General features: G+C 71.6%; 11 protein-coding genes. 5 read left to right on the top strand and 6 right to left on the bottom strand.

Features of this window, described 5'->3' with window-relative positions; translation table 11 throughout:
* A partial coding sequence (locus tag AB0C29_RS14655; RefSeq protein WP_360820260.1) for a DUF4232 domain-containing protein occupies window positions 1-617 on the top strand: 617 nt, incomplete at its 5' end.
* Here AB0C29_RS14655 and AB0C29_RS14650 read toward each other — a convergent pair.
* Complete coding sequence (locus AB0C29_RS14650) at window positions 596-2,056, bottom strand: NAD(P)/FAD-dependent oxidoreductase (protein WP_360820257.1); 1,461 nt, start codon at window positions 2,054-2,056, stop codon at window positions 596-598. The two genes, AB0C29_RS14655 and AB0C29_RS14650, sit on opposite strands and share 22 nt — an antisense overlap.
* A 1-nt stretch (window position 2,057) precedes the next feature.
* On the bottom strand, window positions 2,058-2,615 hold the full coding sequence (locus AB0C29_RS14645) for a hypothetical protein (protein WP_360820254.1): 558 nt from the start codon (window positions 2,613-2,615) through the stop codon (window positions 2,058-2,060).
* A gap of 126 nt (window positions 2,616-2,741) precedes the next feature.
* On the opposite strand from AB0C29_RS14645, the gene AB0C29_RS14640 reads away from it, so the two are divergent.
* The gene (locus AB0C29_RS14640) at window positions 2,742-3,338 is read left to right on the top strand and encodes a TetR/AcrR family transcriptional regulator (protein ID WP_360820251.1); all 597 of its coding nucleotides are present in this window, start codon (window positions 2,742-2,744) and stop codon (window positions 3,336-3,338) included.
* 69 nt (window positions 3,339-3,407) lie between these two features.
* On the opposite strand, the gene AB0C29_RS14635 is transcribed toward AB0C29_RS14640, so the two are convergent.
* Together AB0C29_RS14635 and folE are read right to left on the bottom strand one after the other, a co-directional pair.
* A complete protein-coding gene (locus tag AB0C29_RS14635) occupies window positions 3,408-4,637 on the bottom strand; it encodes an FAD-dependent oxidoreductase (RefSeq protein WP_360820248.1) in 1,230 nt (409 codons plus the stop codon).
* A gap of 25 nt (window positions 4,638-4,662) precedes the next feature.
* The gene (folE, locus tag AB0C29_RS14630) at window positions 4,663-5,259 is read right to left on the bottom strand and encodes a GTP cyclohydrolase I FolE (RefSeq protein WP_360820245.1); all 597 of its coding nucleotides are present in this window, start codon (window positions 5,257-5,259) and stop codon (window positions 4,663-4,665) included.
* 101 nt (window positions 5,260-5,360) lie between these two features.
* On the opposite strand from folE, the gene AB0C29_RS14625 reads away from it, so the two are divergent.
* Complete coding sequence (locus AB0C29_RS14625) at window positions 5,361-6,017, top strand: hypothetical protein (RefSeq protein WP_360820243.1); 657 nt, start codon at window positions 5,361-5,363, stop codon at window positions 6,015-6,017.
* 34 nt (window positions 6,018-6,051) lie between these two features.
* On the opposite strand, the gene AB0C29_RS14620 is transcribed toward AB0C29_RS14625, so the two are convergent.
* Together AB0C29_RS14620 and AB0C29_RS14615 are read right to left on the bottom strand one after the other, a co-directional pair.
* Window positions 6,052-7,902 (bottom strand): glycoside hydrolase family 15 protein, encoded by a 1,851-nt coding sequence (locus AB0C29_RS14620; protein WP_360820240.1) that lies wholly within the window; start codon window positions 7,900-7,902, stop codon window positions 6,052-6,054.
* A 90-nt stretch (window positions 7,903-7,992) separates the two neighbouring features.
* On the bottom strand, window positions 7,993-8,385 hold the full coding sequence (locus AB0C29_RS14615) for a DUF6325 family protein (protein ID WP_360820238.1): 393 nt from the start codon (window positions 8,383-8,385) through the stop codon (window positions 7,993-7,995).
* Between the two features lie 181 nt (window positions 8,386-8,566).
* Between AB0C29_RS14615 and AB0C29_RS14610 the strand changes: the two genes are divergently transcribed.
* Window positions 8,567-11,269, top strand: a complete 2,703-nt coding sequence (locus AB0C29_RS14610; protein ID WP_360820237.1) for an MGH1-like glycoside hydrolase domain-containing protein — start codon at window positions 8,567-8,569, stop codon at window positions 11,267-11,269.
* A partial coding sequence (locus AB0C29_RS14605; RefSeq protein ID WP_360820234.1) for an alpha-amylase occupies window positions 11,266-12,231 on the top strand: 966 nt, incomplete at its 3' end. The genes AB0C29_RS14610 and AB0C29_RS14605, both read left to right, overlap by 4 nt.

Genomic DNA, 12,231 nt, shown 5'->3' with positions numbered 1-12,231 from the left:
CGGGGACTCTGCCCGTGCCGAGCGAGAGCACGCCGTCCAGCAACGACGCCTCACCCAGTACGGGCCCGGCGCCGGCCACCGGTCCGGCCTCTCGCCGTGCTGACGGCGGTGCCGGCCCCGCCGACGAACCGCAGGTGGCGCCGACCCTGCGCAAGACGCCGCAGGCCGCCCGGTGCAGCGACGGCGACCTGGAGATCGCGGTCACCGCGCAGAGCGACGACCCGACCGCGGTGGGACCCCAGCGCGGGCTCGTCACGCTCGCCAACAACTCCGACACCGCCTGCCGGGTCGACGGCCGCGTGTTCGTCAGCCTCTACAACGCCGCCGACGAACGGGTGCAGCTGCCGACTGCCGCCGTCGACGAGCCGGGGGAGTCCGCCGTCATCCTGCTCCGGCCGGGCACCGGTGCGTTCCAGGGGATCAAGTGGGAGGCCTGCGACCGGGACGACTCGGACTGCCCGACCGGCAACACGCTGCGCGGCAGTCTCACCTCGTCGAAGCGGGGCGTGGTGATGACCCAGGAGAACTTCCCCGATCCCAGCCGCAGCCTCCTCACCATGAAGTCGCTGAAGCTCGGCACCATCCAGCCGAGCACTCAGGGCGTCGTCGCCTGGTAGCTCCGGCCGTACGCCTCCAGCAGGCGCAACCAGACCTCACTGACCGTCGGGTACGCGGGAACGGCGTGCCACAGCCGGTCCAGCGGGACCTCGCCGACGACCGCGATCGTCGCGGCGTGCAGCAGCTCGGCGACGTCCGGCCCGGCGAGCGTGCAGCCGGCGATCACCTGCCGGTCCTCGTCGACGACCAGCCGGGCGTGCCCGGTGTATCCGTCGGCGTGCAGGGCGGAGCCGGCGACGGCGGCCAGGTCGTAGTCGACGACGCGGATCCGCAGTCCGGCGGCTTCGGCAGCGACAGCGGTCAGCCCCACCGACGCGACCTCCGGGTCGGTGAAGACCACCTGCGGCACCGCACGTTCGTCGGCCGTGGCCACGTGCCGTCCCCACGGGCCGTCCTGGACCGGTTCGCCCTTCGCGCGCGCCACGATGACGTCGCCCGCGGCGCGCGCCTGGTACTTGCCCTGGTGGGTCAGCAGCGCGCGGTGGTTGACGTCCCCGGCGGCGTACAGCCAGCCGTCGCCGGCCGGTGTCCCGTCCGCGCCGAGGACCCGCAGCGTGTCGTCGACCGTGAGCCAGGTGCCGGGCTTGAGGCCGATCCGGTCCAGTCCGATGTCGAGCGTGTTCGGCGTACGGCCGACCGCGACCAGCAGCTCGTCGGCCTCGACCTGCTCGCCGTCGGTGAGAGTCAGCCGTACCGTGCCGTCGCTGTCGCGGGTCACCGACGCGGCCTCGGCGCCGGGGCGCACCGACACGCCGGCGTCCCGCAACGACGTCGTGACCAGCTCACCGGCGAACGGCTCGGCCTGCGGCAGCACACCATCGCGGGCCAGCACCGTCACGGTGGAGCCGAGGCTCGCGAAGGCGGTCGCCATCTCCGACGCCACCACGCCGCCACCGATGACGGCGAGCCGAGCCGGAACCGCCTTCGCCGCGGCGGCCTCCCGGCTCGTCCAGGGTGCAGCCTCCCGCAGACCGGTGATGTCCGGGACGAGGGCGCTGCTGCCGGTCGCGACGACAACCGCGTGCCGGGCGGTGAGCGTCGTCGTGGCACCGTCCGGCCCGGTCACCTCGACGACCCGCTCCGAGCTGATCCGGCCCTGGCCGCGGTGCAACGCGATGCCGGCCGAGCCGAGCCACGAAACCTGTCCGTCGTCCGCCCAGTTCGAGGCGAAGGAGTCCCGCCGGCGCAACACGGCGGCCACGTCCAGCCCACCGGTCACCGCCTCGCGGGCGCCGGGCACCTGCCGGGCCGCCCGGAGCGCGGCCGAGCTGCGCAGCAGCGCCTTCGTCGGCATGCACGCCCAGTAGGAGCACTCGCCGCCGACCAGTTCCCGCTCCACGACGGCCGCGGTCAGGCCGCCCTGCACGACCCGGTCGGCCACGTTCTCTCCGACCGGTCCGGCCCCGATGACGATGACGTCGTACGTGGTGTTCGTCATGTCAGTTGCCCTTCGTCGCGCGGCCGAGCCGGAGGGCCGAGATGAGGAAGAAGACGGCGCCGGGGATGGCGTAACCGATCGCGTTGGTCAGCGTCGGGTTGTCGGCGGAGGCGCCGGTGATGAACGCCCCACCGGCCAGGACGGAGATGCCACCGCTGATGATCATCGGCCACTGGCCGCCCATCCGGCGGCGGGTGACCCCCACGACCAGCTGGATCAGACCGGCCACGACCGCCCAGGCGCCCCACACGCGCAGGACCGCCGGGATGCCGGAGGTGGCGGCGACGGCCAGGCCGATCGCGGTGAGCAGGCTGACCGCGATGTTCACGAACAGCAGGTTGGGCGATCCGGTGGCGCGCGAGGCGCGCAGGTCGACGACGGCGGCGGCCACGTCGAACAGCGGGTAGAGCACCAGCAGGGTGACCGCGAGGGGACCGAGATGGTCGGCGGTCGTGAACATCACGAGGGCCCAGACCACGGCGAACGCGAAGCGGACGAAGTACAGCCGCCGCAGGGCGGCCGCCGTCGTGGAGATGCCGGGGGCGGCAAGGGTGGTCATGGTGGTCCTTTCGGAGCTTCCGGCCGGGATGGGCCCGCAGAGAGAACGAACGTTCTGTCTCCGCCGATGATGGGCGGCGAGTCGTCGAGTTGTCAAGACCGAACGTTCTGTCGCTACGATGGGCCGATGGCGCGTACCGAAACCGTCAGCCGGCCGTCCGAGGCGCGGTTGCGGCTGCTCAGCACGGCGGCGAGAATCTTCTACGCCGAGGGCATCCACGCCGTCGGCGTCGACCGGATCATCACCGAGGCGCAGGTGACCCGGGCCACCTTCTACCGGCACTTCCCGGGCAAGGACGACCTTGTCGTCGCCTACCTGCAGGGGGCCGACCAGGCCATCCGCGGCCAGGTGGAAGCGGTGCTGGCCGCCGGCCTGTCGCCGGGGGACGCCGTCCGGGCCGTCGCGGCGTCGATCGCCGAGGGCATCCGGTCCCCGGGCTTTCGCGGCTGCGCCTTCCTGAACGCGGTCGCGGAGTATCCCGACCCGGAGCATCCGGTGCACCGGACGGTCCTCGCCCACCGGGAATGGTTCCTCGACACGATCAACACCCTGATGGCGCGCATCCAGCAGGACTCGGCCGAGCCGGCCGCGCAGCACTTCGTCATGCTCCGTGACGGGGCCATGGCGGCCGGCTGCCTCTTCGACCCGGTCCTGATCTGCGAGACCTTCCTGCGCGGCGTCGACGGACTCGTCGAGACCCACGCCGCGCGCCAAACCTCCTGATCGCCCGGCCCGCCTGATCGCCCCGGCCCGCCTGATCGGCCGGCCCGCCTGATCGGCCGGCCCTCCTGGCTACCCGGCCGGGATCGGCGCGGCGGGGTCGGCCAGGGCGGCCCGGTCCACGGTGGCGCCCGCCAGCCCGGCCCGGACCAGGTCCTGGATCGCGTCGTTGACGTCCCAGACGTTGACGTTCATGCCCGCGGCGACGCGGTCACCGACCGTCCAGAACGCCACGAACTCGTGCCGGTCGAGGTCGCCGCGGATCACCAGCTCGGTGTGCGTGCCGGGCGGAATCCAGCCCGCGTACTCCATGCCGAGGTCGTACTGATCGGTGAAGAAGTAGGGGATGCGGTCGTAGCTGACGTCCTGGCCCAGCATGGCCCGGGCGGCCGCCGGCCCGGAATCCCGGGCGTTGGACCAGTGCTCCACCCGGACCCGGGCGCCGAGCAGCGGATGCTCGACGGACGCCACATCACCGGCGGCGAAGATGTCCGGGTCATCGGTACGCAGCCGCCGGTCGACCAGGATGCCGTTGTCGACCCGTAGTCCCGCCCGCTCGGCCAGCCCGGTCTCCGGCGCCGCACCGACGGCGATCAGCACGACGTCGGCGTCGAGGACGGTCCCGTCGTCGAGGACCACCTGGGACACCCGGCCGGTGCCGCGCAGCTCACGGGTGCGGGCACCGAAATGGAAGACGACGCCGTGCCGGCGGTGCAGCTCGGCGAAGACAGCGGCGAGCCGATCACCCAGAACCCGTTGCAACGGCAGGTCGGCGGTCTCCACGATGGTCACGGCGGCGCCCCGCGCACGGGCGGCGGCGGCCACCTCCAGGCCGATCCAGCCGGCGCCGATCACGACCAGCCGGGTGCCCTCGGCCACGGCCGCGGCGATCCGGGCCGAGTCGGCCAGGGTACGCAGGCGCAGCACGCCGTCGAGTTCTGTGCCCGGCACGGGCAGCCCGCGTGGCACGGCGCCGGTGGCGAGCAGCAGTTTGTCGTAGCCCAGCTCCTCGTGGCCGGCCAGCCGTACCCGCCGGGTGGTCCGGTCGATCGCGGTCACGGTGCAGCCGGTCCGCAGTTCCACGTCGTGCTCCGGGTACCAGCTCGCGTCGTGCACGTGGACGTCGTCGCGTGCGGTGGTGCCGAGCAGCAGGCCCTTGGACAGCGGGGGCCGTTCGTAGGGACGCTCCGGTTCGCTGCCGAGCAGGACGACCCGGCCGGTGAATCCCTCGGTGCGCAGGGTCTCGGCCGCGGTGGCGCCGGCGAGTCCGGCGCCGACGATGACGAAGGTACGGTCGGCCATGGTTGCTCCTTCCGGGTCCGGTGGTTCAGTGGCTGCCGAGGCCGGCCAGGGCGAAGAACTCGGCGCGGGACCGGCCGTCGTCGCGCAGTGTGCCCAGCAGAGTGGACGTGACGGTGCGGGCGCCGGTGGCCTGGACGCCCCGCAGGCTCATGCAGAGGTGCTCGGCCTCGATCACCACGCCGACGCCCCGGGCTCGCAGGTGGTGGTGCAGCCAGTCGGCGATCTGCTTGGTGAGCCGTTCCTGCACCTGGGCGCCGTGGGCGAAGAGCTCCACCACGCGGGCCAGCTTCGACAGCCCGAGGATGCGGTCGCCGGGCAGGTATCCGACGTGGGCCACCCCGATGAACGGCAGCAGGTGGTGCTCGCACACCGATCTGATCGGGATCGAGCGGGCCAGGACCAGCTCGTCGTAGCCCTCGTCGTTGTCGAAGGTGGTGAGCTCGAAGGCGCGCGGGGTCAGCAGCTCGGCGTACGCGCGGGCCATCCGCGCCGGTGTCTGCGCCAGCCCCGGAGCGCTCAGGTCCAGGCCCAGAGCGGTCAGGAACTCCGCGGCCGCCCGAGCGGCCTCGGTGGAGTTGCCCGCGGTCCGGCGAGGGGTGATCCGTGCTGCGGTGACGGTCATCGGAGGTCCTCTGATTTTCACTAGCGCTGGTTGGTGTTAATGCCATCCTGGACCGCCCGCCGGGCAATTTCAATAGCGGTGGTTGGTGATAATCTGGCGGGGTGACCGACCGCTGGACCGCCGTGGCAACCCTGGTCGACGTCTCCCGCCGCGCGCTGTACGACTACGTCCGCCGGCAGGACCACCCGGTCGGACGGGAAGAGGCGGCCGAGGCCACCGTCATGTCCCGCAGCCTGGCGGCGTTCCATCTCGACAAGCTCGTGGACGCCGGCCTGCTCACCGCGCGGTACGAAGCCCCGGCCGGTCAGCCCCGCGGTCGCGGCCGGGCCCCGAAGGTGTACGAACCCGTCGGTGACGGCCTGGCCGTGACGATCCCGCAGCGGCAGTACGAACTGATCGCCGACATCCTGGCCGAGGCCGCGAGCGGCGAGCGGAGCCCGGCCGAGGTCGCGTACGGGCGCGGGCGCGACCTGGGCGTGCGGCTGCGCGGGGCGAGCATCTTCGACGCGCTCGGCGGCCTGGGCTTCGAGCCCCACCTCCAGGCCGGGATCATGCGGCTGCACAACTGTCCGTTCCACGCGCTGGCGTCCCGGCACACCGCCCTGATCTGCGATCTCAACCTGCGCATGATCACCGGGATACTCGCGGGCCTGGACGAGGTCGCCGAGCCACGCCTGGCCCCGCGTCCCGGGGCCTGCTGCGTCGAACTGCCGGCTCAGCCGTCCGTCGAGGACCATGCCGCACGCCGGCCCGGCTGATGCGGGAGCTCATCCCGGGAGATGAGGATTCCGCTCAGCGGCGGCCCGGGCGGCGGTCGAGTTCGGTGTTCAGTGCGATGCCGGCGTCGATGAGCGCCAGGTGCGTGAACGCCTGCGGGAAGTTGCCCAGCTGTTCACCGGTGAGCCCGATCTCCTCGGAGTAGAGACCCAGGTGGTTGGCGTAGGTCAGCATCTTCTGGAACGTCACCTGCGCCTTGTCGAGCTGCCCGGCCCGGGCCAGCGCGGACACGTAGGCGAAGGTGCACAGGGAGAAGGTGCCCTCGCTGCCTTGCAGACCGTCCGGGGACGCGGCCGGGTCGTAACGGTAGACCAGGCTGTCGGTCACGAGCTCGGCGTCCATGGCCGCGAGGGTGGAGATCCACATCGGGTCGCTCGGAGCGATGAAGCCCACCGTGGGCATGCGCAACAGCGCCGAGTCGAGCACCTCGGTGCCGTAATGCTGGCGGAACGCGCCGCGCTCCGGGCTCCAGCCGCGCGTCATGATCTGGTGGTAGGCGGCGTCCCGCTCGACCCGCCAGCGTTCCACGCTGCCCGGTCGCCCGCGCTCCGCGGCCAGGCGGATGCCCCGGTCCAGCGCCAGCCAGCTCATCAGCCGCCCGTACGTGAAATCCTGCCGGCCGCCGCGGGTCTCCCAGATGCCCTCCTCGGGCTGGTCCCAGTTCACGGTCACCCAGTCGAGCAGGTCGCAGATCTTCTCCCAGCCCTGGTGACCGATGGCCAGACCGTGCTGATCGGCGAACCAGATGCTGTCCAGGGCCTCGCCGTAGATGTCCAGCTGCAACTGGCCGGCGGCGCCGTTGCCGATGCGGACCGGCGCTGAACCGCGGTAGCCGGACCAGTGCGGCAGGATCTCCTCACTCAGGTCGCTGCTGCCGTCCACCCGGTACATGATGTTCAGCGGGCCGCTGCCGTTCTTGCCGCTGCCCTCGTCCACCCGGTCCCGCAGCCATCGGCCCAGCGCCGCCGCCTCGTCGGTGAAGCCCAGGCCGAGCAGTGAGTAGACCGAGAACGACGCGTCCCGGACCCACGTGTAGCGGTAGTCCCAGTTGCGCTCCCCGCCGATCTGCTCGGGCAGAGCGGCGGTCGGGGCGGCCACCAGTGCGCCTGTCGGGGCGTACGTCATGAGCTTGAGCGTGATGGCGGAGCGGTGCAGCGTCTCGCGCCAGCGCCCGGTGTAGGTGGAGCGGTTCACCCACGTCGTCCAGAACCGGACGGTGTCGTGGAACAGCCGCCACACCTCGTCCACCGGCACCCGGCGGATCGGGCCGGGCTGCCCGGTCTCCAGGTACAGGCCACGCATCTGCCCGGCGGCGAGCCGCAACTCGGCGTGCGCGTCGCCGGCGTCGTCGACCCACGTACGGGCGAGCCGCTCGTCGTCCGGCTCGCTGATCAGGCAGACCGAGATCGCGGTCCGCGGGCCCTCGAAGACGACGCCGTCCTCGCCGATGCGGGTACGGAACGCCTCGCGCCCGTAGTCGAAGCGGGGCGCGATGTCCACGGTGAAGGTCATCTCACCGCGGACGCAGCGCACCACCCGGATCAGGCGGTGGTTGTCCGTGGCCACCGTGCTCTCGGGGACCGGCATGAAGTCGATGATCTCGCCGACGCCCGCATCCGTGAGGAAGCGGGTGATCAGCACGGCGGTTTCCGGCAGGTAGAGCTGCTTGCTGGTCACCACGCGGGCGGTGGGCCGGATCCGGAAGTGTCCGCCGCGCTCCGCGTCCAGCAGGCAGCCGAAGATGCTCGGCGAGTCGAACCGGGGTGCGCAGAACCAGTCGACGCATCCGTCGGTGCTGACCAGCGCGGACGTCTGCATGTCGCCGATCAGTCCGTGGTCGGCGATGAGCGGATAGTCGTTCGTCATGCCGTCAGCCTCCGGCCGGCGTGACCCGCCCGCGTCATGCCGGGCGGATGAGGCGCCCAGGGCGGCGCCGAGGTCGCGCAGGTCGTCCGATCAGGACCCGGCCGCGACGGGGGCGCCGGAGATATGGGTCAGGGCGACGATGCGGCCCTGGGAGACGGCCAGGGGCGAGTACAGGTCGTGGAGCCACCGGTGCTCGAGCAGCACCGCCAGCGCCTGGGTTCCGTCGCGGACGAGTTCCGCGACCTCCGCGACGTCGACCTGGGTGATCAGGCCACCGGTCAGCCCGGTCAGGCTGCGCAGACCCGGTACCTCGCTCAGTTCGACCGCGCGGGCCCGCCCGGCCACATCGGTGCGTACCACCACCACGTCGACCACCGTCATCTCGCCTTCGGTCGGGAGGTGCCGGAGCGCGGCCCGGGCCCCGTCGCTGAATCGTTCCGCGGGGAAGGACAGCACGACCAGTTCCAACGGGCCCATCGCCATGGCGCCCAGCCTGTGCCGGAACGCCCGGCGAGTTCCTCATCCGTACCGGATGAAATCCGGGCCGCCGCAGGAGATCCCGGCCGCAGGCGCACGTTCGCCGGACGGGTCCGGAGCCGGCCACCCCACCGACTCATCCGGACGGGATGACGTGCCCGCCGGGGCGCGCACCGACGCTGAGCCCATGCCCGACACCGATGGCACGGGCGCCGAGCAACGGCGCCTCACAGACGCCGGCCCATGGCGGCGCTGGGGACCTTATCTCAGCGACCGGCAGTGGGGCACGGTCCGCGAGGACTACAGCCCGGGCGGCGACGCGTGGAACTACTTCCCCCACGACCAGGCGCGGTCCCGGGCGTACCGGTGGGGTGAGGACGGCATCGCCGGGTTCAGCGACGACCAGCAGTCGCTCTGCCTGGCCCTGGCGATGTGGAACGGCCGGGACCCGATTCTGAAGGAACGGTACTTCGGCCTGACCAACGCCGAGGGCAACCACGGCGAGGACGTCAAGGAGTACTACTTCTACGTCGACGGCACGCCGACCCACTCCTACCACCGGATGGTCTACAAGTACCCGCAGCTGCCGTTCCCGTACGACGACCTGCTCACCGTCAACCGCTCGCGGGACCGTGGCGCCCTGGAGTACGAGCTGCTCGACACCGGCATCTTCGCGGAGGACCGGTACTTCGACGTGATCGCCGAGTACGCCAAGGCGTCCCCGGAGGACATCCTGCTGCGGATCACCGTGCACAATCGCGGGCCCGAGCCGGCCACCCTGCGCCTGCTGCCGACCCTGTGGTTCCGCAACACCTGGCAGGCGGCACCGGCGGAGTTCCGCCCCGAGCTGCGGCAGATCGATGCGCCGGCCGGGGTCCGTACGGTGGAGGCGGTGCACCACCGGCTCGGCCGGCGGTGGCTGGTGTGCCTGGGCGATGACGAGCTGCTGTTCACCGAGAACGAGACCGACAACGCGCGCCTCTTCGGCGGGCAGAACCCGACGCCGTACGTCAAGAACGGCATCGACCGGTACGTCGTACAGGGTGAGGCCGGCGCGGTGAATCCCGGCCGGACCGGCACGAAGGTCGCCTGGGACTGTGTGCTCGACCTGCCGCCCGGCGGATCGGCGACGGTGCGGGTGCGGCTGACCGATCAGCCCGGCGCCCCGGACCATGCTTCGGCGGAGGCGTTCGACGCGATCATCGAGGCGCGCCGCGGCGAGGCCGACACGTTCTATACCGACCTGTTCGGAGCGCGGCTGAGCGAGCCGGAACAGCAGGTCGTCCGCCAGGCCATGGCCGGAATGCTGTGGAGCAAACAGTACTTCGGCTACGACGTCGACCGCTGGCTGACCGAGCATGGCCTCGACCCGCTCGACCCCGGCGGGATCCGCAACGGCGAATGGTTCCACCTGGCCGCGTCGGACATCATCTCGATGCCGGACACCTGGGAGTACCCCTGGTTCGCGGCCTGGGACCTGGCCTTCCAGGCGGTCGCCGGCTGCCTGGTCGACGTCGAGTTCGCCAAGGGCCAGCTCGAGCTGCTGCTCAGCCGCCGCTATCTGCATCCCAACGGCCAGATCCCGGCGTACGAGTGGAACTTCGGTGACGTCAATCCGCCGGTGCACGCCTGGGCGATCCATCTGGTCCACGAGCTGGAGAAGGCGCGTACGGGCCACGGCGACCGTCCGTGGCTGGAGCGGATGTTCCACCAGCTCGGCAAGAACTTCACCTGGTGGGTCAACCGCAAGGACGTCGACGGCCGCAACGTGTTCCAGGGCGGGTTCCTCGGCCTGGACAACATCGGGGTCTTCGACCGCAGCGCCCCGCTGCCCACCGGCGGCCACCTCGACCAGGCCGACGGCACCGCGTGGATGGCCTTGTACTGCCAGAACATGCTGCAGATCGCGCTCGAGCTGGCCGTCGACGACCCGGTCTACCTGGAGCAGGCACAGACCTACTTCGAGCACTTCGCGTGGATCTCGGTGGCGGTCAACAGCACCGGTGAGGCGGCGATGTGGGACGAGGACGACGGCTTCTTCTACGACCTGTTGCGGCTGCCCGACGGCAAGGCCGAACGGTTGCGGGTGCGCTCGATCGTCGGTCTGCTACCGCTCGCCGCCACCGTCTACGACCGCCGGGTGGTCGAGCGTCATCCGCAGCTGATCAGCGAGGCGCAGGAATTCCTGGCCCGCCACGCCGGCGTGACGTCGGCGCTCACCCACGGGCGCACGCCGGACCGGGACGGCAACCGGCTGCTGGCGCTCTTCGACGAGTCGCAGCTGCGGCGCATCCTGACGCGCGTGTTCGACGAGCAGGAGTTTCTCAGCCCGTACGGGATCCGCTCGCTCTCCCGGCACCACGCCGGGCAGCCGTTCGAGTTCCGGGCCGGCGACCAGGTGTTCGCCGTCCGGTATCAGCCCGCGGAGTCGGACAGCGGGATGTTCGGCGGCAACTCCAACTGGCGTGGCCCGGTGTGGTTCCCCTTCAACGTCCTGCTGATCCGGGCCCTGCTCAACCTGTACGTCGCCTATGGTGACGACTTCACCGTCGAGTACCCGACCGGCTCCGGCGTGCGGATGACGCTGTTCGAGGCGGCCCGCGACATCTCCGACCGGCTGACCCGGATCTTCCTGCCGGACGCGCAGGGCCGGCGCCCCTGCTACGGCGGCCAGCACATCTTCGCCACCGAACACTGGCGCGACCTGATCCTGTTCTCCGAGTACTTCCACGGTGACAACGGTGCCGGACTCGGCGCGAGCCACCAGACCGGCTGGACCGGGCTGATGGCGGTCTTCCCCACGGTGTTCGCCGGGCTGGCCGGGCAGGACCTGCTGGATCATGGAATGGCGGGCGTGTTCCGCCGGGCCGGACAGGGGGAGCAGGGATGACCGGCTGGCCGGCCGCACCGGCGGTCTACGAGATCGACACCTGGCCCTGGCTGGCGGGGCTCACCGAGCGCTTCGGCCGTCCGGTCACGCTGCGCGATGTTCCCTGCGAGGTCTGGGACCAGGTCGCCGCGGCCGGCCTGGACGCGGTCTGGCTGATGGGCGTCTGGCAGCGCAGCCCGGCCGGGCTGGCGATCGCCGAGGCGGACGAGGGACTGCGCCGTGACTTCCGGGCGGCGCTGCCCGATCTCGCGGTCGAGGACGTGGTCGGTTCGCCGTACTGTGTCCGCCGCTACGAGGTGGACGAGCGGCTGGGTGGCCGGACCGGCCTCGCGGTGGCCCGGGCCCACCTGCGCGGGCGCGGGCTGCGGCTGGTGCTGGACTACGTGCCGAACCATGTGGCGCCGGACCACGAGTGGCTCACCGACCATCCGGAATGGTTCGTCAACGGCACGGCGCACGACCTGGCGGGCGACCCGGGTGGCTGGTTCGCCGCCGGCGACCGGGTGATCGCCCACGGCCGGGATCCGTACTTCCCGGCCTGGCCGGACGTCGCCCAGTTGAACGCCTTCGCCCCCGGCCTGCGCCGGGCCACCGCCGACACGCTGACGGCCATCGCCGCGCAGTGCGACGGAGTGCGCTGCGACATGGCGATGCTGCTGACCAACGAGATCTTCGCCCGTACCTGGGGCCGGTGGGCGGGCCGGGCGCCGGACGCCGAGTTCTGGCCCGAGGTCCTGGGCCGGGTCCGGGCCGCCGCCGAAGGGTTCGTGGTCATCGCCGAGGCGTACTGGGACATGGAGTGGACGCTGCAGCAACATGGCTTCGACTTCTGCTACGACAAACGGTTGTATGACCGGCTGGTGCACGAGGACGCCGACTCCGTGCGCAAGCACCTCGGTGCCGGCCGCGACTTCCAGGACCGGCTGATCCGGTTCATCGAGAACCACGACGAGCCGCGGGCC

Source organism: Actinoplanes sp. NPDC048791 (genome assembly GCF_040650095.1).
GTDB lineage: Bacteria > Actinomycetota > Actinomycetes > Mycobacteriales > Micromonosporaceae > Actinoplanes.
The sequence above is the reverse complement of the archived record's forward strand: the minus strand, read 5'-3'. Positions and strand labels throughout refer to the sequence as shown.

Coding starts and splice junctions, on each gene's coding strand:
- AB0C29_RS14650 (WP_360820257.1), bottom strand. CDS start 2,056: ATGACGAACACCACGTACGACGTCATCGTCATCGGGGCCGGACCGGTC.
- AB0C29_RS14620 (WP_360820240.1), bottom strand. CDS start 7,902: ATGACGAACGACTATCCGCTCATCGCCGACCACGGACTGATCGGCGAC.
- AB0C29_RS14615 (WP_360820238.1), bottom strand. CDS start 8,385: ATGGCGATGGGCCCGTTGGAACTGGTCGTGCTGTCCTTCCCCGCGGAA.
- AB0C29_RS14610 (WP_360820237.1), top strand. CDS start 8,567: ATGCCCGACACCGATGGCACGGGCGCCGAGCAACGGCGCCTCACAGAC.
- AB0C29_RS14640 (WP_360820251.1), top strand. CDS start 2,742: ATGGCGCGTACCGAAACCGTCAGCCGGCCGTCCGAGGCGCGGTTGCGG.
- folE (WP_360820245.1), bottom strand. CDS start 5,259: ATGACCGTCACCGCAGCACGGATCACCCCTCGCCGGACCGCGGGCAAC.
- AB0C29_RS14645 (WP_360820254.1), bottom strand. CDS start 2,615: ATGACCACCCTTGCCGCCCCCGGCATCTCCACGACGGCGGCCGCCCTG.
- AB0C29_RS14635 (WP_360820248.1), bottom strand. CDS start 4,637: ATGGCCGACCGTACCTTCGTCATCGTCGGCGCCGGACTCGCCGGCGCC.